The following is a 23891-nucleotide window of genomic DNA, read 5'->3' as shown; positions in this document are numbered from 1 at the left end:
GACTCAGATCGCGAGCGCCGAGCGCGCCTCGATGGACGCGCATTCGCACCCGACCGCGTCGCAGTCGAGGACGAACGTGTGCGGCAGCAATTCCGGTCCGGCGCAATCGTGGTCGGTGCACTCGGATCGATGCAGCCAGTGGTGAATCAGTGTGCCGTGGCAGTGCTCCAAGCCGGCCCGGCAGTCGCGGCAGCCTGAGCTCGCGAGCCGCTTCTCCTCATCGCTTTGCTCTGCATCGTCGCCGGCTGGCCTTATCAGCCGCTTCTCCTCATCGCTTTGCTCTGCATCGTCGCCGGCTGTCTCCATGAGCCGTTTCTAGCACCGATCCCCGACAGATCCGTGCTGCCGCGCCCACGGCGTCGGTTGGCTCAGGCCCAGCCCAGTTCGTGCAGGCGTTCGTCGTCGATGCCGAAATGGTGGGCGATCTCGTGGATCACGGTGATCTTGACCTCCTCGACGACCTCGTCCTCGTCGTCGCAGATCTCCAGTAGCGCGTCCCGGTAGATGGTGATGGTGTCCGGCAGCGAGCCGGCGTAGTGCGAATCCCGCTCGGTCAGTGCCACGCCCTCGTACAGGCCGAGCAGCTCGTCGTCGTCGGGGTGGCGGTCGGCGACCAGTACGACGACGTTGTCCATCACCGCGACCAGCTTCGGCGGAACCAGGTCGAGCGCGTCGGACACCAGCTCCTCGAACCGTTGCGGATCCATCCGAACGGTCACCGGGTTACTGCCCCGGCCCGGGCCCTGGTTCCGCGGCGGGCGGCGCGGGCGCGAACGGGTTCGCCGGTACCTCGGCGGGCGGACCCTCGGGCGCGGGGGCCGGTGCTTGCGGCGCGGGGGAGGCCGGTGCCTGCGGCGCCGGGGAGGCCGGCTGCTGAGCGGGCGAGGGTTGGCCGGGCAGGTGCTGGTTGCCCTGCCGTTGCGGGTTCGTTCCCGACGACCCGTTCGATCCAGAGGACCCGTTGGCTCCCGACGACCCGTTCGTTCCCGCCGACCCGTTGGCTCCGGATCCGTTCGACCTGGTCGAGGAGGCGCCCCCGCTGGGCTCCGGTCCGGTCGGAATCGGCGGCAGGTTGAGCCGCTCCTGCGGGATGTCCGGCGGGGGAACCGGGGCCTGCCCGTTGATCTTCAACGCGCCCTTGGCGCTGTTCAGCAATGTGGCCCAACCGCCGTTGCCCAGGGTTGCGCCGATGCTGCAGGCGACCTGACGGCTGCCCGATGACCAGCTGGGCAACGACAGCGTGCTGTAGATCAGCGTCAGGGTGGTGCTGCGCAGCTGCACCGGCGCCAGAAAGGCGTCGGTCAGCTTGGTGCAGGAGTCCTTGATGAAGCCGTCCTGCTCCGGCTCGGGCGGCACGCCTTCGGGGAACCGGGCCAACAGGTTGACCGTGCCGGTGACCTCCATCGCGTGCGGCGCGACGCAGTCGACCGGAATGTCGGTAGGCTGATTGGTGGCCGGGTCGATGCCCAGGCAGGTGCCGTCCGGCCAGACCTTGCTCTGGTCGACGTCGGCGACCTTGCCCTTGTACGCGACCTGCTGGTTGCCGGAGCCCGGCAGCTGTAGTCCGCACAGCATCCGCCGGTCGCCGAACTGCCGCCACGCTTTGTCGCCCGACCACAACATGCTGATGACGAACTTGCTGTTCGGATCGAACTTGGCGCCCAGATAGCGGCGGACCGCCGACTCGCACTGCTCCTGGCTGATCTGCTCGATACGGGTGGACGAGGGCGGCGGGGCCGACGGCCCGTACTCCGAGCCGGGGAAGGTGCGCATGTCGATGGATTCGGCGACTTCGAAGCGGTGCTCGTCTTTGCAGTCGACGATGTTGGCGGCCTCGGGCATCCGCTCCGGCCACATCAGGCAGTTGCCACCGACCGCGTGCGTGAAGGCGTCGTTGCTCTTGGCGCCGGTCGGCGGCACCGGGTCGATGTAGCCGGCCAGCCGTCCGGGACCACCGCCGATCGGCAGGGCGGTGACCAGGCCGGCGATCAACAAGCCGCCCAGAGCGGTCAGCAGCAGCGCCCGTCGGGTCGCCGATGGCTGCAACGTCGCCTGCGGAGTCGACAGGCGCAGGCGCGGCAGTCGACGCTTGTACGCCGAGGCTCCCGGCGCCACTGAGGCGCCCGAGGCGTCGTCGTCGTCGCGCTCAGATACGTGCCACATCACCTCCATTCTGACAGGCCAGCGCGGCTCTGTGACGGCTGTTACAGAAGTGAAATGATTGCCGGTCGCCCCAGCGGACCGCGTAGGGTTCTAGCCCGTGATCGACCTGAGGTTGCTTCGGGACAATCCTGATTTCGTGCGTGCGTCGCAACAGAAGCGCGGCGAGGATCCGACGCTGGTCGACACCCTGTTGGCGGCCGACACCGCGCGCCGTTCCGCGATCGCGGCCGCGGACTCGCTGCGCGCCGATCAGAAGGCCGCCAGCAAGGCGGTCGGCAAGGCCTCGCCCGACGAGCGGCCGGCGCTGCTGCAGACCGCCAAGGAGTTGGCCGAGCAGGTCAAGGCCGCGGAGTCGCGGCAGGCCGAGGCGGAAGCCACCTTCACCGCCGCCCACATGGCGATCTCCAACGTGACCATCGACGGCGTCCCCGCCGGCGGTGAAGAGGACTTCGCCGTACTCGACGTCGTCGGCCAACCCGCCGCGATCGACAATCCCCGAGACCACCTCGAACTCGGCGAGGCGCTCGGCCTGCTCGACATGGAACGCGGCGCAAAGGTGTCCGGGTCGCGGTTCTATTTCCTGACCGGCCAGGGTGCCCTGCTGCAGCTCGGTCTGCTGAACATGGCGATCCGGCTGGCCGCCGACAACGGTTTCGTGCCGATCATCCCGCCGGTTCTGGTGCGCCCCGAGGTGATGTCCGGCACCGGATTCCTCGGCGCCCACGCCGACGAGATCTACCGGGTGGAGGCCGACGACCTCTACCTGGTCGGTACGTCGGAGGTGCCGCTGGCCGGGTATCACTCCGGCGAGATTCTCGACCTCGCCAACGGCCCGCTGCGCTACGCCGGTTGGTCGTCGTGTTTTCGCCGCGAAGCCGGCAGCTACGGCAAGGACACCCGGGGCATCATCCGGGTGCATCAATTCGACAAGGTGGAGGCGTTCGTCTACTGCGATCCGGCCGACGCCGAAGCCGAGCACCAGCGGCTGTTGGGCTGGCAGCGCGAGATGCTGGCCCGCATCGAGGTGCCGTACCGCGTGATCGACGTGGCCGCGGGCGATCTGGGGTCGTCGGCGGCACGCAAGTTCGACTGCGAAGCCTGGGTGCCCACTCAGCAGGCGTATCGGGAGCTGACCTCGACGTCGAACTGCACCACCTTCCAGGCCCGCCGGCTGGCCACCCGCTACCGCGACGGCAACGGCAAACCGCAGATCGCGGCGACGCTCAACGGCACGCTGGCCACCACCCGCTGGCTGGTCGCCATTCTGGAAAACCACCAGCAGCCCGACGGCAGTGTGCGGGTTCCGGCGGCGCTGGTGCCCTTCGTCGGCACCGAGGTGCTCGAGCCGAGGTAGCGCTCCGGCCGCGGTCGCCGATAGCAAAGCCCAGCCGTTGCCTTATCTGCTCAACTATCATCTCTGACTGGAGTTGTGCATGCGGTGATGAGCAACCGCGTCTGAGGGGTGTTACAGCGCGATGGGTTGGCTCGCTCAGTGGTGGCACCAGTCCGATCACTACGACCGGCTGAGTGCGCATCTGACGGCCCGCGGGATGGACACCCTCACCCGCATCACCGTCTCGGTCATCGCGGGCAGTTTGTCGCTGGTTGCGCTCGGCACCATCTTCACCCCGAGCGGCCCGACCGGTCCGGTGGGTCTCACCTGCGCGATTGCCGCGGCGATCGGCGCGGCCGCCGGCTCGTTGCTCTGGGCGACGCGCTGGCCCAGCCGCCGCACCGCCATCCGGTTCGCCTTGGGGTCCAGCGTCTGCATCGCGCTGATCACGGTGGCCCAGAGCGATCCATTGATCGCCATGCTGACCTGCACCACGTTCGCGACGATGGCCAGCTACATCGCGTTGTTCCACCGTGCGTCGTTGATGGCCTACAACTTCACCGTCGCCAGCTTGATCAGTGGCTTCGAGGGCTATCGCGTTGCCGAACGGCTCAACGGCATGGCGGCGGTGTGCTGTTGCATGCTGCTGTTGCTGCTCAATCTGGCGGTGCCGTTCGGCATCCAGGTGGTCGTGCACGTCCTGGGTGCCGATGCGGTGCGCGCCGAGCGGGATCAGCTGACCGGGTTGTTCACTCGACGTGCTTTCCACCGACGGGCCAAGGCCTGCCTGGAGCATGGCGGCCAGCAGCAGGCCTACGTCGTGGTCTCGGTGATCGACCTGGATCGCTTCAAACAGCTCAACGACAGTTACGGCCACAGCACCGGCGACGACGCACTGGTCTCGGTGTCTCGGGCGCTGCGCGACACCACCGATGACAGCGCGGTGATCGGCCGCTCCGGCGGCGAGGAGTTTGTGATCGCCGACTGCTGGCATCCCGACGAGGTGCATCGCCGCGCGCAGCAGTTGTGTGAGGAGATCGCCGCCCTGCCGTTTGGCATCACCGCCAGTGTCGGCACCGCCGGCGTGCATCCCGCCTACTGCACCGGCAGCCGCAGCGACCTGCTCATCGAGCTGATCGCGGCCGCCGATGCGGCGATGTACGCCGCGAAACGACGTGGCGGAAATCAGGTCGGCCATCACGAATGGCCGCTTCCGCAGCCGCTGACCACCTACTCCGACGACGAGACCGACTACCGCGACGGCGTCAGCGCCTAGGCGGGAACTCGGACCCGCACGGTCGCGTGCCGGTGCTGGCGCTCGATGGTCGCGAAGTAGAACGCGAACGCGAACGCGAAACTGGTGAACAGGCTGGAGACGAAGTACAGCCACGGTCGCCGCAAGCCACGACGGTAGCCGTCGACAATCGTAAACAGGGGCAGCAGAACGACATTGGCGATCGTGTAGTCCTGACTCGCCGAACTGGCCGCCGGGTTGGTGAACATCAGCCGGATGTATTCGGCCCAGCTGCCGTGCTCACCCCACAACGGGTTGGTCGAGCCGTGCGAATACTCCTGCACGAAGCGGATGTTGAAGTACCAGCCGAGCGCGATCGAGGCGATCTCGATTGCGTAGTACAGCGCCTCCAGCGGGGAGAACAGCGCGCCGCCACCGGGACGGGAGAACACCTGGCGGTTCGAGGTGACGATCCACGTGATGACCGCGATGCCGAGGATTGCGTGGGTGAGAAGCGAGACCATCGCCGCAGTCTGACCCCGCCGTCAAAGTTTTGTCAATATTGACACAACGTCTGCTGGGGTAACTTACTCGGATGATCCGTCCCGCGCAGACCGCGCGCAGCGAACGCACTCGCGACGCGCTGCGCCAGGCGGCGCTGGTCCGATTCCTGGCCCAGGGTGTCGAAGACACCTCGGCCGAGCAGATCGCCGCGGACGCCGGCGTGACGCTGCGGACGTTCTATCGCCACTTCTCCTCCAAACACGATCTGCTGTTCGCCGACTACACCGGCCTGAACTGGTTTCGTGCCGCGTTAGGCGACCGGCCGGCGAACGAGGCGATCGTCGATTCGGTGCAGTCGGCGATCTTCGCGTTCCCGTATGACGTTGATGCCGTTGCGAAAATCGCCGCGCTGCGCGATCACGAGATCGACCCGGGCCGCATCGTCCGACACATCCAAGACGTGCAGGCCGACTTCGCCGACGCCATCGCCGCCCAGTTGCAACGACGCAGCGGCGATGCCAAACCCAAGCCGGATGACCGGGTGCGTTTCGCGGTGACGGCACGCTGCATCGCGGCCGGTGTCTTCGGCGCGATGGAGGTCTGGATGCTCGGCGACAATCGCTCACTGGGCGAACTGGCCCGGCTGTGTCATCTCGCCCTGGAGACCCTGCGGGCCGGTATCACCGAACCCTGGCCCGGACATGTTTCGTCATAATTGACAAAACTCTGCATCCCTGCCAGCCTGCTCAGCAGAGCGGAAGGCGAGCAGATGACCGACTACGACGCGATCGTGATTGGCGCCGGACACAACGGCCTGGCCGCCGCGGTGCTCTTGCAGAAGGCCGGTCTGCGCACGCTCTGCCTGGAATCGAAGCTGTACGCGGGCGGGATGGCGTCCACCGTCGAACTGTTCGACGGCTACCACTTCGAGATCGCCGGCTCCGTGCAATTTCCCACCGCGCCGATAGTCCGCGAGCAGCTCGGCCTGGACGCGATTCCGACCGTCGACCTCGAGGTGATGTCGGTGGCGCTGCGTGGGATCGGCGACGATCCGATGGTCCAGTACAGCGACCCGATCAAGCTGTTCACCCACCTCAACGAGGTCCACGGTGCCGACGCGGTAAACGGCATGGCGGGCCTGATGACGTGGGCGCAGGCCCCGTCGCGGGCGCTCGGCAGGTTCGACGCCGGGGCGCCACCCAAGACACTCGACGAGATGTATGCCTGTGCCACCAATGAATTCGAGCGCTCGGCCATTGACGAGATGCTGTTCGGCTCGGTCACCGATGTGCTCGACCGCTATCTGCCGGATCGTGAGAAGCACGGCGCGCTGCGGGGCTCGATGACCGTGCTGGCGGTCAACACGCTCTACCGCGGACCGGCCACCCCGGGCAGCGCGGCCGCGCTGGCGTTCGGCCTGGGGGTTCCCGAGGGCGACACCATGCAGATGAAGAAGCTGCGCGGCGGAATCGGCGCGCTCACCGCACATCTGGTCGACACGCTCAAGCGCGAGGGCGGTGAAGTCCGGCTGCGCACCCCCGTCGCCGAGATCGTGGTGAGCGACGGGACTGTGGGTGGAGTACGCACCGAGGCGGGCGAGACGGTGACCGCGCCGATCGTGATCTCGGCACTGGCGCCCGACCTGACCGTCAACGATCTGATCGACCCGGCGGCCCTTCCCGCCGACATCCGCGCCCGCTACGCGCGAATCGACCACCGCGGCAGCTACATTCAGATGCACTTCGCTCTGGACGAAGCGCCCGAATTCGTCGCCCCCTACGAGATGCTCAACGAGCCGAGCATGCAGGCATCGATCGGTATCTTCAGCACTCCCGAGGAAGTCCAGCAGCAATGGGAGGACTGCCGGCAAGGAATAGTGCCCGCCGACCCGACCGTCGTGTTCCAGGTTCCCTCGCAGAACGACCCCGGCCTGGCGCCGCCCGGCAAGCACGCCGCATCGGCCTTCGCGCTGTGGTTCCCGATCGAAGGCGAGGTGGACTACGGCGCGGCGAAAACCGAGATGGGCCAACGGGTGATCGACAAGATCAACCGGTTGGCGCCCAACTTCGAACGCAGCATCAGCCGGCACGCCACCTTCACGCCCAAACACATGGGCGTGATGTTCGGCGCCCCCGGCGGCGACTACTGCCACGGCCTGTTTCACGCAAACCAGATCGGGCCGAATCGACCTGGGCCCAAAGGCTTTGTCGGCCAGCCACTTCCGATCACCGGGCTCTACCTGGCCAGCACCGGCTGCCACGGCGGGCCGGGCATCACCTTCATCCCTGGGTACAACGCGGCCCAGCAGGCGCTGGCCGACGCGGGGCATTAGGCCCGGTCACCGCACCGACTGTGCACGTTGTGGGTGCCATCCGCGCGATCTCCCGCGCACAACCTGCACAGTCGCCGAAGGGCGACCGATGGCGTCAGCCGCGGGCGTCGAGCAGTCGATCCAGCAGCGCGGTGAATTGGTCCGCATCGGCCGGGGTGAACGCCGGGCTGGGCCGGGTGCCCGGCACGTCCAGCGTGATCAGCGTCGACCGAAACGGCCGACCCACATCCAGCGGCAGCCAGCGCCGCAGGTCGGAACTGCCCCAGACGCGAAACCGGTGCAGCAGCAGCCCCAGCGGCTCGGCCTTGTAACCCCGGACCTGTTGCAGCGCAATGATCTTCGAGGTGCCAGACGGAAAGTGGTAGCGGCGCAGCGTGATCGCCTCGCGGTCCAGCAGGACCAGCCCGTCGTCGTAGGAATCGGCGGTCATTGTCGTGAACTCCGAATCTGGTGGCCCCGCGCGGTCAGGCAGCGGCCGTTGTCCAGGTTCCACTGCCAGCCATGCAGGTTGCAGGTCAAAGTATTGCCCTCGATGATGCCGAACTTGGACAGGTCGGCCTTCAGGTGGGGGCAGCGACGCTGAAGCTCCCAGCCGTCCAGGGTGATCGACGCGGAATCGTCGTGGGTCTCGGCGAACCAGCCGTCGGCGTAGGCGATCCGCTCCCCGGTGAGGCATTTGAAGAAGGTGTAGAGGTATTCGTTGTACCCACCGACCCGCCAGGCCCGAAACCGGGTGGACAGGAAGATGGTGTTGACCCAGTCTGGCTCGTCGTCGCGCAGCACGGTGCGCACCAGCTCCGGCGGGATCGCGAAACCGTACCGGAACTTCTCGTCGGGAATCGGTTCGCGCACAGTCCGTTTCGGGAAGTCGAGGGCTACCCGCTCGGCACCGATGATCAGTTCGACGGGGTAGCCGATGCCGTCGCAGATCTCGTCGCCGGCCAGCATGATCGGTTCGAACTTCGCGCGCAGCGGCTCGAGCAACGAGTCGCCGGTGGCCGGCGCCCAGCGGGCCTTCTCGGCGGCCAGCACCGGCGCCATCCGCGCGGCGTAGTCGGCGATGTAGTCGGCCTTACCGGTGGTGAAGATGGCCTCGACCTGGTCGGTGGGCAGCGGGTGCTGATGCGAGGTCAGTTGTGGGCCGCTGAATTCGGCCGTCGACCCGGGCATCATCAGCAGGCCGTGGTCGTGGCCGTTGCGGCGCAGCTGGTCGAGGAACACCATCTGGTCGGGGAAGATGTTGGCCGGATCGTCGTGGTCGTCGTTGAGGTCACGCAGCTCGGGGTCGAGGAAGCACGGCGGGCCCGCCGACGGGATCACCCAGGTCGCCCCGACTTGCGCGATGTACTGACGGGACCGGTCCATCTGGCGCTGCCGCTTCTGGATGCCGAACGTCTCCTTGGCCCGCTCGGGCATGTCGTAGACCATCGGGTACCAGATGGCACCGGAGTACTGCAGCATGTGCACGTCGACGTGACCGAACTCGGAGTCCACCACGTCGAGGTCGACCGGTCGCGCGTCGTTCATGTTGAACGCCGTGGTGACGCCGTCACTGACCACCAGCCCGGAATCGCCGATCGGCCCATCGGCCGGCGCCCGCAGCGCGATGATCATGATGTCCAGCCCGCCCTTCGGACCGCTGAGCCGGTGCTTCACCGAATCGGTGGTCTCGAAGAACCGGTGGAACCCGAGCAGCTGCAGGGCGTTCTTCAGATCCGGCACCGGATAGTCCGGGAGCAGGATTACGGCGTCCTTGTTGACGTGCTTGGTCAGCAGTTCGGCGTCGAAGTGATCCCGGTGCAGGTGCGAGACGTACAGGTAGTCGCAGTCGCCCAACGCGTCCCAGTCCAGGCGGCTGTTGTCCGGGAACGGGAACCACGACGCGAAGTACGCCGGGTTGACCCACGGGTCGCACAGAATGCTGCCGGCCGGCGAATCTATCCGAAAGCCGGCGTGGCCGATGCTTGTGACCTGCACTTACGCCTTTCGGGGGCCGGGGTTGCAACGCTTGCCTGCGGCACCGAGTTTAGCCGGAAGGCACGTCCCCGGCGTCCCAGAGCCGCCGGTAGTAGTCGATCCGCAGCTCGTCGGGCTCGATCCCGTAGGCGGCGAAGAAGACCGGTTCCGTCGACGCGTCGGGATAGTTCCAGCCCAGTGACAGCGACGCGACGGCCAAGTCCGCCCACCGGTCCGCCGTGCCGAGGTCGCCGAAGTCGACGTGCCCGCGGTACCGGCCGTCGTCGTCGAGGATTGTGTTCGGCGCGCATGCGTCGCCGTGGCAGACGACCAGTTTGTCGACCGGCGGCGGCTCGCTCAGGTCGGCCCGCGCCGACGGCGCCGCCTGGGCCAGCCTCCGGCCGACGGACCAGTCGAACGGGCACGAGGAAACCGGTAGCCGGTCGTGCAGCGTGCGCAGGCCGACGCCGATTGCCCGGGCCGCCACCAGGGGTTGGGTCAGCCAGTGCGGATCGACCGCGGACCTGCCGGGCAGCCCGGCCGTGTGCAGCCACGATCCCCCGGGACCGACGCCGATGACCTGCGGCACGGCAACGTAGCGGCCGGCCCAGCGCAGCCGCTCGGCCTCGTCGGCGAGACTGCCTGGCGACACCTTCACATACGTCGGGCCGGTGTCACCATCGACGCGGAAAGTCGTTCCGCCGAGCTCGTTGACCCAGACCGGCTGCACGTCGTCACCGCCGGCGATCTCGCGAACACTGGCCGGTACCGGAAGCGGGCCGGTCGGAATCGTCATGCCTCGATCCTCCTAAAGGCCGACCCGCTGGAGCCGCCCAGCCGCGAACACTAGGCTTGGCGAGCGTGGAACCGGTATACGGAACGGTCATTGCGCTCGTGCGGACGGTGTGGCGGGTGCAGGGTCTGCGTTTCACGGTCATCGGGCAGGAGAACATCCCTGCCACCGGCGGCGCCGTCATCGCCATCAACCACACCGGCTACATGGACTTCACCCTCGCCGGGCTTCCGGCGTTCCGCGAACACCGGGCACGCAAAGTCCGGTTCATGGCCAAGCAGGAAGTGTTCGACAGCAAGATCACCGGGCCGATCATGCGGGGCTGCCGGCACATCCCGGTCGACCGGGCCAGCGGCGCCGCGTCCTACGCCGCCGCGGTCGATCGGCTCAAGGCCGGCGAGCTCGTCGGCGTCTACCCCGAAGCGACGATCAGCCGCAGCTTCGAGATCAAGGAATTCAAGTCCGGCGCCGCCCGGATGGCGATCGAGGCCGGCGTGCCGATCATCCCGCACATCGTCTGGGGCGCCCAGCGGATCTGGACCAAAGGCCATCCCAAGAAGATGTTCCGCCCCAAGGTGCCGATCGTGGTGCTGGTCGGTGAGCCGATCCAGCCGACACTGCCGGCGGCCGAGCTGACCACGCTGCTGCACTCCCGCATGCAGCATCTGCTGGATCAGGCGCAGGACGCCTACGGCCCACACCCGCCCGGCGAATGGTGGGTGCCGCGCCGGCTCGGCGGCAGCGCCCCAACCCTGGCCGAGGCGGCCCAGATGGATGCCGAAGAGGCCAGCCAGCGAGCGGCGGCCCGCGCTGCCCGCAAAGCAGAAGGCGCCGGATAACGGCCTTCGCGGCCACCGGCGCGGCGCCGGGAATGACGGCGCCCTCTACCGGCGTTCACCCAAGTTGTTTGCACCCGATAAGTGGTCTGTTGGTGCCGTCTGAGCTGGGCATCGGTGTACCTACGGTAGCGGAGGCAAACAATTTTGAGGACACTGTTAAGGCCGCGGTCCGCTGACAGCAAACGGATGAGAGGAGCGACCGCCATGCCGGAGCCCTTCTACCGGTTCGGAGAGTGGGTCGTGCCGCCGGTCGTCGCGATGAACGGGACGAAGTTCACGTTCCGGGGCCTGGAGAACATCCCTCAGCAGGGCGGCGCTCTACTTGCCCAGAACCACACCAGCTATCTGGACTGGCTGCCGCCGCTGTTCGCCGCCCGTGAGCGGGGGCGACGGATGTATTTCATGATCAAGGCAGAGATGGCCGACGTGAAAGCCGTCAACTTCGTCATCAAGCACGCCCGGCTGATCCCGGTGGACCGCCGCGACGGTCACGACGCTTTCGAAATCGCGGTTGAACGGCTGCGGGCCGGTGAACTCATCGGCATGCATCCGGAGGCCACCATCAGCCGCAGCTACGAACTGCGTGAGTTCAAGACCGGCGCGGCCAGGATGGCCCTGCAGGCGCAGGTGCCGATCGTGCCGCTGGTTGTCTGGGGCGCGCAGCGGATCTGGCCCAAGGACCACGAGAAGAAGTTGTTCCGCAACAAGGTTCCGATCACTGTTGCCGCCGGTCGCCCGCTGCCACCGCGCGGAACAATCGAGGAGCTCAATGTCGATCTGCGGCAGGCGATGAACGATCTGCTGTATCAGGTGCAGGAGGAGTACCCGCACCCCGAGGGCGAGTTCTGGGTGCCGCGACGGCTCGGCGGCGCAGCGCCGACACGGGAGGACTCGCAGCAGATCCGGCTGCACGAACTGCAGGCGCGCCTGAACAAGTTCGGCAGCGACGGCGTGACCCCGCCGGGGCAGCGCCAAAGTGGTGCGCATTGATCGCCGGATGACGCTGCCTGCGCTGGTCGCCAGCGACGTCGACGGCACCCTGATCAACGAAGACGAAAAGGTCACTCCGCGTACCCGCTCCGCCGTGCGCGCTGCCGTCGACGCGGGTGCGCTGTTCTTGCTCGCCACCGGCCGGCCGCCGCGCTGGATCCCACCGGTGGTCGACGGGCTCGGCTTCGCCCCGATCGCGGTGTGCGCCAACGGCGGTGTGATCTACGACCCGGCAACCGACCGGGTGCTCTCCGCCAAGACGCTGTCCGTCGACGAGCTGTCCACGCTGGCCGACATCGCCACCCGGGTGATCCCCGGCGCCGGGCTGGCCGTCGAGCGCGTCGGGGCCAGCGCCCACGACAGTGCGACACCGCAATTCGTCAGCTCGCCCGGCTACGAGCACGCCTGGCTGAACCCCGACAACACCGAAGTCTCCCTCGACGACCTGCTCAGCGCACCCGCGATCAAGCTGCTGGTCCGCAAGGCCGGTGCCCGCAGCGCCGACATGGCCGCCGAGCTGATCAAGCATGTCGGCGCCGCGGGCGACCTGACCTACTCGACCAACAACGGGCTGATCGAGATCGTGCCGGTCGGGGTCAGCAAGGCCGCAGGCATCGCGGAAATCGCCGGGCCGCTGGGCATTGTCGACGCCGACTGGGTGGCGTTCGGCGATATGCCCAACGATGTGCCGATGCTGCTGCGCGCCGGTCTCGGGGTCGCGATGGGCAACGCGCACCCCGACGCGCTTGCGGCCGCCGACGAGATAACCGCCACCAACGCCGAGGACGGCGTGGCGCAAGTGCTCGAACGCTGGTGGCTCTAGCGCCGTCGGGCCGCGAGCGTCGTCGGGCCGCGAGCGTAACGCCACGGCGCAGTTGAGCCCGCAATTTCGCGCTGGCGTTACGCTCGCCAGCCGCTGATGGCCCCCAATGTGCCCAAAGTGTAGGGAAAACACTTATAGATAAGCCGACCGGTTTCACTCAGGATGTTCTAAGCATTTGCCTGCGCAGCGCCTATCAAGCGCTTATGTCCCGAGGAGATCGTCATGCCGACCCGCCCGATGAAGACCGTCGCCATCGCAGGAGCCGCGGCGATCAGCGCGGCGAGCCTGATCGGCTTTGCCTCGCTGTCGCAGACGCCGCATCAATCACCCCAAACGCGCCCGGTCACGCTCACCGCGGGTGAGACCGAGATCTTCCAGCCGGATCTGTCGACGTTCACCCCGACGGTGGCAGCGGGGTTCCCGCCGGTTGAGGAGGTGCTGCAGGGCGCGGAAAAGTGGGACCTGAGCAACTCGCCAGGCATCGAGGTCATCCTCAATGGCACTGACACGCAGTCAACGATCGGATCGTTCGTCAACGACGACTTCCTGGAGAGCGGCGGCCTCGCGGGTGGTGCTGGTGCGGGTGCGGTGTTGCCCTACCCAGGCAGCGAGATCGACCTGATGAACTTCGGCGGCGGCTTCGAGAACGAGTGGTTGAGCCTCATTGACAGCGATGGCGGCAAGACCATCACCGACACGTTCATCACCCCGTTCGGTAACTACACGATCCCGCTGGGGTCGACCCCGCCGCCGGAGTCCGGCGACATCTCAGTGGCAGCCGCGGTCCCGGCCGCCGCCTACTCTTTCGCAGACCTGCAGTCGTCCATCGATATCACCACCGCTGCCGCCGACAAGCAGTTCGGCCTCGCCGAAGCCGCATTCACCCAAGGCCAGTACCCGCTGGCGTTGTCCGAGGCGCTGGGCGGGCTCAACAATCAGACGGTCGGAGTGGACAACGACCTGCTGGTGAACGGCTACGCCGCCCTCACCGGCGTCGGGGGCAACGCCGGGTACGCCCTCGAGAACCCACCCCAGCCGCTGGACCTCGCGATCGCGTTGACTGAAGTCCAAACCTCCCTGGCCAACGTCCAGCAAGATTTCTCCGTCGCATTCACCGATTTTGCCTCCGGTGACACCTATTTCGGCCTGGTCAACCTCGGTCAGGCGAGCGTCGATTCGACCAGCGCCACTGACGCGATCATCCTGGGCCTGTTCGACTCGCTGATCGGAGCGGGAGCCAGCGCCTGACCGGCTGAGCCGTCAGACGGCCGGCGCCACCGGTGAGAACCGCTCGAGCTGAACCGGCGGCCCGCTGGCCGGCGGTGGTGGCAGCTCTTCGGCGACGCCGTCGATCACCCGGGTGACCCGTCCGCTGAGCCGGTCGAGGTTCAACGTGCCGTGCTGGAAGTTCTGCTTGACCCATTGCGGCTCTTGGATTTCCGAGCTGGTCGGGAGTCCGAGCGCACCCCGCTCGTAACCGAGTGAGGCCCACGCGTCGTAGATGGCGCCGGTCACGGCCTGCGGGCCGGTCTCCGGCGACCAGTACATCGCGCCGTGGTCGAAGGTGGCGTAGCGGGCGTCCCCGTTACCGGTCGCTTCGGGTGAGGTGGGTGCACCCAGGACGCTGCTGGGCCCGCCGATCGTCTGCCAGCGGTCGAAGATGGCACCGCCCTGCAGCGACAACACCAGGTCCTCGGGCCTCGGAGGTCCGCTGAAATGTGCTGCGGTATCGCGGATCTCGTCGAGCAGTCCGTAGGCGACGTTGCCCGGGCAATCGGTGGCGCCGACGTCGCGGTGGGCGAAGACGGTCGGCAATGTGGCTACGACATTGAGCGGGACGTGGGTGTTCTCCCCGCCCTCCGAAGGCAATCCGACCATGCCCCGGGGGTCAATGTGGTCGATGCCGAGACGCCAGCCGATCAGCCGGCCGATGGTGTGCAACTGGATCGGCGTGGGCGCGATGTCGTCGAAGTTGCCGATCATCGCCACCCCCCAACTGTCACGGTTGAACCCGCCGGTGTGGTCGCCCTGCACCGGTCCGAGCAGCGCGCCGGCCCGGCCTTCGAATACCTGGCCGTACTTGTCGACCAGCGCGTTGTAGGCGATGTCGCACCAGCCCAGGATCTGGGTGTGATACGCGAAGATCGACTGGACGATCGCCGCCGAGTCCTGGGGCTGGTAGTCGTTGCTCTCGGCGGTGTGATGGACCACCGCGGCACGGATGGGTTGATCGAACGGTCGGTTGCCGCAGTGCACCGCGTCGTCGGCGCCCCACTGGGCGCGGGCGATGATCGCCGGAGCCTGGCCGGGGGCCACGATGGCGGTGGGAGGGTTCCACTGGGTGTCGGCCGGCGCCTCCGGCGGCGTGATCAGGATGGCCGAGATGTTCTGTGCGAGAGGCTGTTCCGACGTGGCCGGAATGTAACCGAGGCCGGGTGCGGGGGTGCTTGCCGGCGCCGAGGTGACCGGTGCGCCGGCTGGGCGACTGACCGAGATCTGCACGGTCGTGGTTTTGCCGACGAAGACGGGATCGGTGCCGCGCGGGCCCGCTGCGGCGCCATCGCTGTGACCGGTCAGCGTCTCGGTCTCGTACCAGGGGCTCCACGATCCGTCGGCATGCCTCGCGCGGACCCGGGCGGTGGTTCCGGTCAGGTCGCCACCGGTGAGGGCAACCATGGAAAACGGTGTGGCTTGGCTGATTTCGCGAATCGTGACGCCACCGCCGAGTCCGACCAGCGGCTGCTGCGCGAGGTGGGTGTCGGCCGGGCCGGGCGCGTGGTCGTGCTGCCCGCCGGGGGAACCCACCGACCACGGCAGGATGACGACGGTCGCCGCGATCGCGGTGAACAACATCGTCGGCGCGGGACGGCGGGACGGCACAGCACGATGTTACGTATGTGTCTAGTGGTGCAAATGATTCGACACGCTACTGAAGTGAACAAAGTGATCGGCGACGTCCCGCCGCGAGTGCCAACTGGCGAGCGATTTCGCGGGAAGCGGACCCGGTGGCCGCACTCTCGCGTTGCACGCGGCACGGCACCGCAGAGTTTGGGTTGCCCCGGTCAGACCGGGGTCTCACTTCTGCGGTGCCGTTTCGGGGGGAAATCCGAGGCCGCGCGGGCGATCAGGGGATGGCGGCAGGTGCAGGTGGTGGCACCGGGGCCGCCGCCCCATGGGCCGCGTTCTGCAGCCCCGGCAAAATCATGCCCTTGAGCAGGTCGATCGCCTGGCCGGCGCCCAACTGGTTGGCCGCACTCATCATGTCGCTGACCAGACCGCCGCTGGGAGCAGGCGCGGCGCCCAGCGAGGGGTCACCCAGGATCGGGTAGGTGCCGCTCGAGGGGTCCAGGCCGACCGGGTCGCTGATCGGCAGCTCACCCGGTGCGGTCAGGCCACCGGCCCCGGTCGCGGGGGCGAAGGCATTCGGACTGGTCAGTCCCGGAGTCAGGCCGGGGCTGGTCAGACCGGGTGTGCTCAGACCCGGCGTGGCCGGCGTCAGGCCCGGAGTGGTGAGCCCCGGAGTGGTGCCGGAGGTCAGGCCGGGAGTGCTCAGCCCGGGCGCGGCGCCCGGGGTCAACCCCGGCGACGTCAACCCCGGCGTGGTCAGACCTGGTGAGGTCAGGCCCGGCGTGGTCAGACCGGGCGAGGTCAACCCCGGCGAGGTGAGTCCGGGCGAACCCAGCCCCGGGCTCAGGCCCAGGTCCGGAGAACCCAGGCTGCTCGGGCTGGTGGCACCGGTCAGGCTCGGGATCGGCGGCAGCGAAACCCCGAACTGGGACAAGCCCTGGCTCAACGCGCCCATCAGTTCACCGGGCAGGTCGGTCATGGACGCCGCACGGACGAACTCGTGGTGCTGGGGTGCGGGCTTGGCGGTCAGGTCGCAAACAGCGATGTAAGCAAAAGGACTCGCGACCGCCAGAGCGGCGAACGCGCTCGTGGCTGTCGAGAGCCTGCGTCGACGTCGGTTCGGCACGGAAGTCTCCTCAATCTGGACTACGGTGTCGTGCACGCCGGGGGCGCGCACGGTGTCTGACTAGTGCTTATTCGGACACCTGGCCGATGTTACTTACGTGAATGTTGTTACTGGTGTGACGAGATTCAATCGTGAGCCAATCGCGACTTTCGTCACCAAAAATCGCTCAACCGTTACCCGCCACGCCGGTGATCGGGCTTGCATCGAACCTCGTTGCGGGAAAGCCCACGCGCCAAACGGGCGACGGTCTCGCAGTCCGATACCCTAGGCAACCGATGACTTCTCCTTCCGGTCGCTTTGACCTCTTCGTCGTCGGCTCCGGTTTCTTCGGCCTGACGATTGCTGAGCGCGCGGCTACTCAGCTCGGCAAGCGCGTTCTCGTAGTCGACCGGCGCCCGCACATCGGCGGAAACGCCTACTCCGAAGCCGAGCCGCAGACCGGCATCGAGGTGCACAAATACGGCGCCCACCTGTTCCACACCTCCAACAAGCGGGTGTGGGACTACGTGCGGCAGTTCACCGACTTCACCGGCTACCAGCACCGCGTCTTCGCGATGCATGGCGGCCAGGCCTACCAATTCCCGATGGGACTGGGTTTGGTGTCGCAGTTCTTCGGCCGCTACTTCACTCCCGACGAGGCCCGGGCGCTGATCGCCGAGCAGGCCGGGGAGATCGACACCGACGACGCGCAGAACCTCGAGGAGAAGGCGATCTCGCTGATCGGCCGACCGCTCTACGAGGCGTTCGTCAAGCACTACACCGCCAAGCAGTGGCAGACCGACCCCAAGGAACTGCCCGCGGCCAACATCACCCGGTTGCCGGTGCGTTACACCTTCGACAACCGCTACTTCAACGACACCTACGAGGGCCTGCCGGTCGACGGTTACACGGCCTGGCTGCAGAACATGGCCGCCGACGAGCGCATCGAAGTCAGGCTGGACACCGACTGGTTCGACGTTCGCGACGAACTGCGCGGCGCGAGCCCGGACGCCCCGGTGGTCTACACCGGTCCGCTGGACCGCTACTTCGACTATGTCGAGGGCCGTTTGGGTTGGCGCACACTCGATTTCGAAATGGACGTGTTGCCGACCGGCGACTACCAGGGCACCCCGGTGATGAACTACAACGACGCCGACGTGCCGTACACCCGGATCCACGAGTTCCGGCACTTCCACCCCGAGCGGGACTATCCGGCCGACCAGACCGTGATCATGCGGGAGTACTCCCGGTTCGCCGAGCACGACGACGAGCCGTACTACCCGATCAACACCGAGGCCGACCGCGCGGTTCTGGCCGCCTACCGAGCCCGGGCCGCGAGCGAAACCGACTCGGCCAAGGTGCTTTTCGGCGGGCGCCTGGGCACCTATCAGTATCTCGACATGCACATGGCCATCGCCAGCGCATTGAACATGTACGACAACGTGCTGGCGCCGCACTTGCGTGACGGCGTGGCACTGAATGAGAACAGCAGAGGAAGATGACCAAGCCCACCGTCGCAGATGTGAGCCCAGCCGCTTCCGAAGAGCACAGCAGGGCGGTGAGCTTGCTGGCGCGCGTCATCCTGCCGCGACCAGGCGAGTCGCTCGACGTCCGCAAGCTCTACCTGGAAGAGTCCAAGACCAACGCCCGTCGGGCCCATGCCAACGACCGCACCTCACTGCAGATCGGCGCCGAGTCCCAGGTTTCGTTCGCTACCTACTTCAACGCGTTTCCGGCGAGCTACTGGCGGCGCTGGACGACGGTCAAGACGGTGGTGCTGCGGGCCGAGCTCACCGGCCAGGGCCGGGTCGACGTCTACCGCACCAAGGCCACCGGTGCCCGGATCTTCGTCGAGGGCCGGGACTTCGCCTCGACGGGTGGAGAACCGGCGGTCGTCGAATTCGAGCTGAGCCTGCAGCCTTTCGAGGACGGCGGGTGGATCTGGTTCGACATCACCACCGACTCCGACGTCACACTGCGCAGTGCCGGCTGGTACTCCGACCAGCCCGCGCCGGGCGTCGCCAATGTGGCGATCGGTATCCCGACCTTCAACCGGCCGAACGACTGTGTCAACGCGCTGCGCGAGCTGACCGCAGACCCATTGGTGGACAAGGTGATCGGCGCGGTCATCGTGCCAGACCAGGGCACGTCCAAGGTCCGCGACCATCCGGACTTCGCGGCCGCCGCCGCGCCGCTGGGCGACCGGCTCGTGATCCACGACCAACCCAACCTCGGCGGCTCGGGCGGATACAGCCGGGTGATGTACGAGGCACTGAAAAACACCGACTGCCAACAGATCCTGTTCATGGACGACGACATCGAGTTGCAGTCCGACACCATCCTGCGGATCCTCGCGATGCACCGCTTCGCCAAGGCGCCGATGCTGGTCGGCGGCCAGATGCTGAACCTGCAGGAGCCCTCACACCTGCACATCATGGGTGAGATGGTCGACCGGGCGAACTTCATGTGGACCGCGGCGCCCTACACCGAGTACGACCACGACTTCGCTGAATTCCCGTTGAGCGACAACAACCCTCGCAGCCAACTGCTGCACCGACGGATCGATGTCGACTACAACGGCTGGTGGACCTGCATGATCCCGCGCCACGTCGCCGAGGAACTCGGTCAGCCGCTGCCGCTGTTCATCAAATGGGACGACGCCGACTACGGGCTGCGCGCCGCCGAACACGGCTACCCGACCGCGACGCTGCCCGGTGCGGCGATCTGGCACATGGCCTGGAGCGACAAGGACGACGCCATCGATTGGCAGGCCTACTTCCACCTGCGCAACCGGCTGGTCGTGGCGGCCATCCACTGGGACGGCGACGTCAAGGGCCTGGTCCGCAGCCACTTCAAGGCGACGCTGAAACACCTTTCCTGCCTTGAGTATTCGACCGTCGCGATTCAGAACAAGGCCATCGACGACTTCCTCGCCGGACCGGAGCACATCTTCTCGATTCTGGAATCCGGGCTGCCCGAGGTGCACCGGATGCGCAAGGAATACCCCGACGCGGTGGTGCTGCCGTCGTCGGACGCGCTGCCTCAGCCGTCGCAGCGCAACTACGAGATGAAGCCGCCGGTGCACCCGCTGTCGATCGGCTACCGGCTGGTCCGCGGCACTCTGCATCAGCTGAAAAAGACTGCGCCGCAGCACCATCAGCGTCCACAACTCAACGTGCCGACCCAGGACGCCCGCTGGTTCCGGCTGTCCACCCTGGACGGCGCGACCGTGACGACGGCCGACGGGCGCGGCGCGGTGTATCGCCAGCGTGACCGCGACAAGATGTTCGCGTTGCTGTGGCAGTCGTTGCGCCGGCAGCGTCAACTGCTGAGGCGCTTCGACGAGATGCGCCGCGTCTACCGCGCCGCTCTGCCGGTGCTGTCCAGCAAGGAGAAGTGGGAGACGGTGTTGTTCCCGACCCAGAAAAGCGCGGCTGGCAATGGCCGACATCGCGGCTGAGTCCGCGTCGCCGCGCGGCGAAGTAGCGGTCTTGGTCGCCGTGCAGTCGGCGCTGGCGGGACGACCCGGTGCTCTGGCGATCGCGCGGGGGATGTCGCATTTCGGTGAACACAGCCTCGGCTGGTTGGCGGTGTCGGGAATCGGCGCGGTCGCCCAACCCGCCAAGCGCCGCAGCTGGCTGCTGGCCGGCGCCGGCGCGTTCGCCGCGCACGCCGCCGCCGTGGTGATCAAGCGCATCGTGCGCCGCCCGCGCCCGCACGACCCCGCCGTCGCGGTCAACGTCGGCACTCCCAGCAGCTTGAGCTTCCCGTCGGCGCACGCCACCTCCACCACCGCGGCGGCCATTCTGCTGGCGCGGGCCACCGGTCTACCGCTGCCTGTCATGCTGGTGCCGCCGATGGCGCTCTCCCGGGTGCTGCTCGGCGTGCACTATCCCAGCGACGTGGCCGCCGGTGTGGCCGTCGGTTCAGCCGTGGCGGTTGCCACGGAATGGGCCGCCGCCCAGGTCGACCGTCGGACGACAGGTGGAGCGTGGAGATGAGCAGTGAGGTGGGCGACGTGGAGGAGAAGGTGGCCGGACCGCCGGCCAACTTGATCTCCGGCGTCATCAAAGCGATGCGCCCGCGGCAGTGGGTGAAGAACGTGCTGGTGCTGGCCGCGCCGCTGGCCGCGTGGGGCGCCGACGCCCACTACAACTACCGCGACATGCTGATCCAGATCGCGGTCGCCTTCGTAGTGTTCAGCCTGAGCGCCTCGTCGATCTACCTGGTCAACGACGTCCGCGACGTCGAGGCCGACCGCCAGCACCCCACCAAGCGGTTCCGGCCGATCGCGGCGGGCATCGTCCCCGAGTGGCTGGCCTACACGATGGCGGTGGTGCTCGCCGCCGCGTCGCTGGGCATCGCCTGGCTGCTCACCCCCAACCTGGCTGTGGTGATGGCCGTCTACCTGGTGATGCAGCTGGGCTACTGCTTCGGCCTCAAACACCAAGCGGTGATCGACATCAGCATCGTGTCGTCGGCGTATCTCATCCGGGGCATCGCCGGCGCGGCCGCCACCAGTATCCACCTATCGCAATGGTTTCTCCTGGTGCTGGCTTTCGGTTCGCTGTTCCAGGCGGCCGGTAAGCGCTACGCCGAATTGCAGCTGGCCGAGCGAACCGGGGCCAGCATCCGCAAGTCACTGGAGAACTACACCAGCACCTATCTGCGCTTCGTCTGGACGATGTCGGCCACCGCGGTGGTGGTCTGTTACGGGCTCTGGGCGTTCGAGCGCGACCACGGCAAGGCCGGCTGGTTCGCGGTGTCGATGGTGCCGTTCACCATCGCAATCCTGCGGTACGCGGTGGACGTCGACGGCGGGGTGGCCGGTGAGCCGGAGGAGATCGCGCTGCGCGACCGGGTGCTGCAGGTGTTGTTCCTGGCCTGGATCGGAACCATAGGTGTCGCAGTCATCCTCGGCTGACGCGACCGGCCAGGCCCCAGCCCCGATCCTGCGCTGGCCGGCACTGAAGTCCGTCGTCAAGCCGTCGTTTCCCTACGACCTCACGGTTCGGGCCAGCCTCTGGGTGAGCGTGGCCGTGGTCACGGTGTTGTTCGGCTGGGGCGCCTGGCAGCGCCGCTGGATCGCCGACGACGGGCTGATCGTGTTGCGAACCGTGCGAAACCTGTTGGCGGGCAACGGCCCGGTGTTCAACCAGGGCGAGCGGGTCGAGGCGAACACCTCGGTGGTGTGGACGTATCTGGTGTACGTCGCCAGCGCGGTCACCCGGCCGCTGCAGTTGGAATACGTGGCGCTGGCGCTGGCGCTCGGGTTGAGCCTGCTGGGTCTGGCGATGCTGATGTTGGGCACCGGCCGGTTGTTCGCCCCCAGCCTGGTGGGCCGTCGCGCGATCATGCTGCCGGCCGGGGCGCTGGCCTACATCGCGGTGCCGCCGGCGCGCGACTTCGCCACCTCCGGCCTCGAAAGTGGTTTGGTGATGGCCTATCTCGGGCTGCTCTGGTGGATGATGGTCGGCTGGTCGCAAGCCAAGCGGGGTCGCCCGCCGACTCGCGCGTTCGTCCTCGCGCTGGCCTTCGTCGCCGGCTGCAGCGTCCTGGTACGTCCGGAGCTGGCGCTGATCGGGGGCGGGGCGCTGATCATGATGCTGATCGCCACCCGGGACGGACGGCGCAGGCTGGAGATCGTGCTGGCCGGGGGGCTGTTGCCGGTGGGCTACCAGATCTTCCGAATGGGCTACTACGGCTTGCTGTTTCCCGGCACCGCACTGGCCAAGGACGCCGGTGGCGACAAGTGGTCGCAGGGCTTGATCTATCTGACGAATTTCAACGGGCCATACGCGTTGTGGGTGCCGCTGTTCCTGCTGGCCGGCTTGGGGCTGGTGCTGTGGGCCTCCACGCGGCGCAACAAACCGGCCGGTGCGCCGTCGGCGACCGGCGGGCCGCTGGCCCGCACCACCCAGAGCCCGGCTGCCGTCGTGATCTTCATCCTGGTCAGCGGGCTGCTGCAGGCGGTGTACTGGATCCGCCAGGGCGGCGACTTCATGCACGGCCGGGTGTTGCTGGCCCCGTTGCTGTGCCTGCTCGCACCGGTCGCGGTGGTGCCGGTGGTGTTCCCCGAGGGCACCCGGCTGTCGCGAGAGGCCGGTTACTGGTCGGCCGGCGTGGTCAGCGCGCTGTGGATGTCGGTGGCGGGATGGGCGCTGTGGGCGGCCAATTCGCACGGCCTGGGTGACGACGCCACCCGCGTCACCTACAGCGGCATCGTCGACGAGCGCCGGTTCTACGCGCAGGCAACGGGTCACGCGCATCCGCTGACTGCCGCCGACTATCTCGACTACCCGCGGATGCGGGCAGTTCTGGTGGCGCTCAACAACACTCCCGAAGGCGCCCTGCTGCTGCCGTCCGGCAACTACGACCAGTGGGACCTGGTGCCGCCCATCCCGCCGAAGTCGCCGCCCGGCGCCCCGCCCCCGGCTCCCCAAAAAGGCCCGCACGCAGTCTTTTTCACCAACCTCGGGATGGTGGGCATGAACGTCGGCCTGGACGTGCGGGTGATCGACCAGATCGGCCTGGCCAATCCGCTGGCGGCCCACACCGCCCGGCTGCAGCACGGCCGCATCGGCCACGACAAGAACCTCTTCCCGGACTGGGTGATCGCCGACGGGCCGTGGGTGAAGTGGTACCCCGGCGTGCCCGGCTATCTCGACCAGAAGTTCGTCCAGCAGGCCGAGGCGGCGCTGAAATGCCAGGGCACCCAACAGGTGCTGAACTCGGTGCGCAGCCCGATGGGCTTCCACCGGTTCTTGTCGAACCTGCTGCACTCGGTGAAATTCACCCGCTATCGCATCGACCGCGTCCCGCGCTACGAGCTGATCAGGTGCGGCTTGGCCATCCCGGAGTCCGGTGCCCCCGAATACACCGGCCTGCCGGCCACCGGTCCCTGACCCGGGTCGGTTATCGACAGGCGAATTTCTGGCCGCCATCGCCCGTGCGCGCCAGGGGCATTGCGAC

At 67.5% G+C, this 23891-nt stretch carries 22 protein-coding genes; 13 read left to right on the top strand and 9 right to left on the bottom strand.

Translation table 11 applies throughout. From position 1 onward, the window contains the following. Positions 1-3: 3 nt before the first annotated feature. From CYU59_RS18395 to CYU59_RS18385, 3 genes are all read right to left on the bottom strand, one after another. Positions 4-306 carry a hypothetical protein gene (locus tag CYU59_RS18395; RefSeq protein ID WP_293001484.1) on the bottom strand — a complete coding sequence of 101 codons (303 nt, stop codon included), beginning with the start codon at positions 304-306 and terminating at the stop codon, positions 4-6. Positions 307-368: 62 nt separating this feature from the next. After that, the gene (locus tag CYU59_RS18390) at positions 369-719 is read right to left on the bottom strand and encodes a metallopeptidase family protein (RefSeq protein ID WP_293001266.1); all 351 of its coding nucleotides are present in this window, start codon (positions 717-719) and stop codon (positions 369-371) included. A 4-nt stretch (positions 720-723) separates the two neighbouring features. Beyond that, positions 724-2163, bottom strand: coding sequence for a septum formation family protein (locus tag CYU59_RS18385; protein ID WP_293001264.1), 1440 nt, complete (start codon positions 2161-2163; stop codon positions 724-726). Between the two features lie 97 nt (positions 2164-2260). Here CYU59_RS18385 and serS point away from each other — a divergent pair, with 97 nt between their 5' ends. Beyond that, positions 2261-3517 (top strand): serine--tRNA ligase, encoded by a 1257-nt coding sequence (gene serS / locus CYU59_RS18380; protein ID WP_293001262.1) that lies wholly within the window; start codon positions 2261-2263, stop codon positions 3515-3517. Positions 3518-3638: 121 nt separating this feature from the next. Continuing rightward, on the top strand, positions 3639-4772 hold the full coding sequence (locus CYU59_RS18375; RefSeq protein ID WP_293001259.1) for a GGDEF domain-containing protein: 1134 nt from the start codon (positions 3639-3641) through the stop codon (positions 4770-4772). Here the strand turns inward: CYU59_RS18375 and CYU59_RS18370 are convergent. Continuing rightward, positions 4769-5254: a DUF2834 domain-containing protein gene (locus CYU59_RS18370; RefSeq protein ID WP_293001256.1), complete on the bottom strand. Its 486-nt coding sequence runs from the start codon at positions 5252-5254 to the stop codon at positions 4769-4771. The genes CYU59_RS18375 and CYU59_RS18370 overlap by 4 nt on opposite strands. Before the next feature lie 71 nt (positions 5255-5325). On the opposite strand from CYU59_RS18370, the gene CYU59_RS18365 reads away from it, so the two are divergent. Both CYU59_RS18365 and CYU59_RS18360 read left to right on the top strand, forming a co-directional pair. Then, positions 5326-5949 carry a TetR/AcrR family transcriptional regulator gene (locus CYU59_RS18365; RefSeq protein WP_293001254.1) on the top strand — a complete coding sequence of 208 codons (624 nt, stop codon included), beginning with the start codon at positions 5326-5328 and terminating at the stop codon, positions 5947-5949. A 54-nt stretch (positions 5950-6003) separates the two neighbouring features. Next, positions 6004-7566: an NAD(P)/FAD-dependent oxidoreductase gene (locus CYU59_RS18360; RefSeq protein WP_293001252.1), complete on the top strand. Its 1563-nt coding sequence runs from the start codon at positions 6004-6006 to the stop codon at positions 7564-7566. A 94-nt stretch (positions 7567-7660) separates the two neighbouring features. Here the strand turns inward: CYU59_RS18360 and CYU59_RS18355 are convergent, their stop codons facing one another. From CYU59_RS18355 to CYU59_RS18345, 3 genes are read right to left on the bottom strand one after another with little or no spacing between them, the layout of a single operon-like run. Beyond that, complete coding sequence (locus tag CYU59_RS18355; RefSeq protein WP_293001250.1) at positions 7661-7996, bottom strand: hypothetical protein; 336 nt, start codon at positions 7994-7996, stop codon at positions 7661-7663. Then, entirely contained in the window at positions 7993-9543 is a 1551-nt protein-coding gene (locus CYU59_RS18350) for a Rieske 2Fe-2S domain-containing protein (RefSeq protein WP_293001248.1), read from the bottom strand. The genes CYU59_RS18355 and CYU59_RS18350 overlap by 4 nt, the downstream gene beginning before the upstream one ends. A 49-nt stretch (positions 9544-9592) precedes the next feature. After that, positions 9593-10318 (bottom strand): aminoglycoside 3'-phosphotransferase, encoded by a 726-nt coding sequence (locus CYU59_RS18345; RefSeq protein WP_293001245.1) that lies wholly within the window; start codon positions 10316-10318, stop codon positions 9593-9595. 65 nt (positions 10319-10383) lie between these two features. Here CYU59_RS18345 and CYU59_RS18340 point away from each other — a divergent pair, with 65 nt between their 5' ends. The 4 genes from CYU59_RS18340 (at position 10384) to CYU59_RS18325 (ending at position 14215) form a co-directional block, all read left to right on the top strand. Beyond that, entirely contained in the window at positions 10384-11154 is a 771-nt protein-coding gene (locus tag CYU59_RS18340; RefSeq protein ID WP_293001243.1) for a 1-acyl-sn-glycerol-3-phosphate acyltransferase, read from the top strand. 204 nt (positions 11155-11358) lie between these two features. Then, positions 11359-12144: a lysophospholipid acyltransferase family protein gene (locus tag CYU59_RS18335; RefSeq protein WP_293001241.1), complete on the top strand. Its 786-nt coding sequence runs from the start codon at positions 11359-11361 to the stop codon at positions 12142-12144. A gap of 7 nt (positions 12145-12151) precedes the next feature. Then, positions 12152-12967 carry an HAD family hydrolase gene (locus tag CYU59_RS18330; RefSeq protein ID WP_293001239.1) on the top strand — a complete coding sequence of 272 codons (816 nt, stop codon included), beginning with the start codon at positions 12152-12154 and terminating at the stop codon, positions 12965-12967. A gap of 222 nt (positions 12968-13189) precedes the next feature. Next, on the top strand, positions 13190-14215 hold the full coding sequence (locus CYU59_RS18325) for a hypothetical protein (protein WP_293001237.1): 1026 nt from the start codon (positions 13190-13192) through the stop codon (positions 14213-14215). Between the two features lie 12 nt (positions 14216-14227). Here CYU59_RS18325 and CYU59_RS18320 read toward each other — a convergent pair whose 3' ends face one another. Then, the gene (locus CYU59_RS18320) at positions 14228-15847 is read right to left on the bottom strand and encodes an N-acetylmuramoyl-L-alanine amidase (protein WP_293001235.1); all 1620 of its coding nucleotides are present in this window, start codon (positions 15845-15847) and stop codon (positions 14228-14230) included. A 244-nt stretch (positions 15848-16091) separates the two neighbouring features. After that, complete coding sequence (locus CYU59_RS18315; RefSeq protein WP_293001233.1) at positions 16092-16940, bottom strand: hypothetical protein; 849 nt, start codon at positions 16938-16940, stop codon at positions 16092-16094. 275 nt (positions 16941-17215) lie between these two features. Here CYU59_RS18315 and glf point away from each other — a divergent pair, with 275 nt between their 5' ends. The 5 genes from glf to zomB are packed head-to-tail and all read left to right on the top strand — an operon-like array spanning position 17216 to position 23824. Further along, complete coding sequence (glf, locus tag CYU59_RS18310; protein ID WP_293001231.1) at positions 17216-18421, top strand: UDP-galactopyranose mutase; 1206 nt, start codon at positions 17216-17218, stop codon at positions 18419-18421. Next, the gene (locus CYU59_RS18305) at positions 18418-20379 is read left to right on the top strand and encodes a glycosyltransferase (protein WP_293001229.1); all 1962 of its coding nucleotides are present in this window, start codon (positions 18418-18420) and stop codon (positions 20377-20379) included. Before glf ends, CYU59_RS18305 begins: the two co-directional genes overlap by 4 nt. Beyond that, positions 20360-20920, top strand: a complete 561-nt coding sequence (locus CYU59_RS18300) for a phosphatase PAP2 family protein (protein ID WP_293001227.1) — start codon at positions 20360-20362, stop codon at positions 20918-20920. Before CYU59_RS18305 ends, CYU59_RS18300 begins: the two co-directional genes overlap by 20 nt. Then, positions 20917-21843, top strand: coding sequence for a decaprenyl-phosphate phosphoribosyltransferase (locus tag CYU59_RS18295; protein WP_293001225.1), 927 nt, complete (start codon positions 20917-20919; stop codon positions 21841-21843). The genes CYU59_RS18300 and CYU59_RS18295 overlap by 4 nt, the downstream gene beginning before the upstream one ends. Positions 21844-21868: 25 nt before the next feature. After that, entirely contained in the window at positions 21869-23824 is a 1956-nt protein-coding gene (gene zomB / locus CYU59_RS18290; protein ID WP_293001470.1) for a flagellar motor control protein ZomB, read from the top strand. Positions 23825-23891 lie beyond the last annotated feature (67 nt).

This window comes from Mycobacterium sp. (assembly GCF_002863225.1).
GTDB lineage: Bacteria > Actinomycetota > Actinomycetes > Mycobacteriales > Mycobacteriaceae > Mycobacterium.
Note: the sequence above shows the minus strand (reverse complement) of the source record. Positions and strands in the feature narration are given on the sequence as shown.

Coding starts and splice junctions, on each gene's coding strand:
- CYU59_RS18395 (WP_293001484.1), bottom strand. CDS start 306: ATGGAGACAGCCGGCGACGATGCAGAGCAAAGCGATGAGGAGAAGCGG.
- CYU59_RS18385 (WP_293001264.1), bottom strand. CDS start 2,163: ATGTGGCACGTATCTGAGCGCGACGACGACGACGCCTCGGGCGCCTCA.
- CYU59_RS18375 (WP_293001259.1), top strand. CDS start 3,639: ATGGGTTGGCTCGCTCAGTGGTGGCACCAGTCCGATCACTACGACCGG.
- CYU59_RS18370 (WP_293001256.1), bottom strand. CDS start 5,254: ATGGTCTCGCTTCTCACCCACGCAATCCTCGGCATCGCGGTCATCACG.
- CYU59_RS18365 (WP_293001254.1), top strand. CDS start 5,326: ATGATCCGTCCCGCGCAGACCGCGCGCAGCGAACGCACTCGCGACGCG.
- CYU59_RS18360 (WP_293001252.1), top strand. CDS start 6,004: ATGACCGACTACGACGCGATCGTGATTGGCGCCGGACACAACGGCCTG.
- CYU59_RS18355 (WP_293001250.1), bottom strand. CDS start 7,996: ATGACCGCCGATTCCTACGACGACGGGCTGGTCCTGCTGGACCGCGAG.
- CYU59_RS18345 (WP_293001245.1), bottom strand. CDS start 10,318: ATGACGATTCCGACCGGCCCGCTTCCGGTACCGGCCAGTGTTCGCGAG.
- CYU59_RS18335 (WP_293001241.1), top strand. CDS start 11,359: ATGCCGGAGCCCTTCTACCGGTTCGGAGAGTGGGTCGTGCCGCCGGTC.
- CYU59_RS18330 (WP_293001239.1), top strand. CDS start 12,152: ATGACGCTGCCTGCGCTGGTCGCCAGCGACGTCGACGGCACCCTGATC.
- CYU59_RS18325 (WP_293001237.1), top strand. CDS start 13,190: ATGCCGACCCGCCCGATGAAGACCGTCGCCATCGCAGGAGCCGCGGCG.
- glf (WP_293001231.1), top strand. CDS start 17,216: ATGACTTCTCCTTCCGGTCGCTTTGACCTCTTCGTCGTCGGCTCCGGT.
- CYU59_RS18305 (WP_293001229.1), top strand. CDS start 18,418: ATGACCAAGCCCACCGTCGCAGATGTGAGCCCAGCCGCTTCCGAAGAG.
- CYU59_RS18300 (WP_293001227.1), top strand. CDS start 20,360: ATGGCCGACATCGCGGCTGAGTCCGCGTCGCCGCGCGGCGAAGTAGCG.
- CYU59_RS18295 (WP_293001225.1), top strand. CDS start 20,917: ATGAGCAGTGAGGTGGGCGACGTGGAGGAGAAGGTGGCCGGACCGCCG.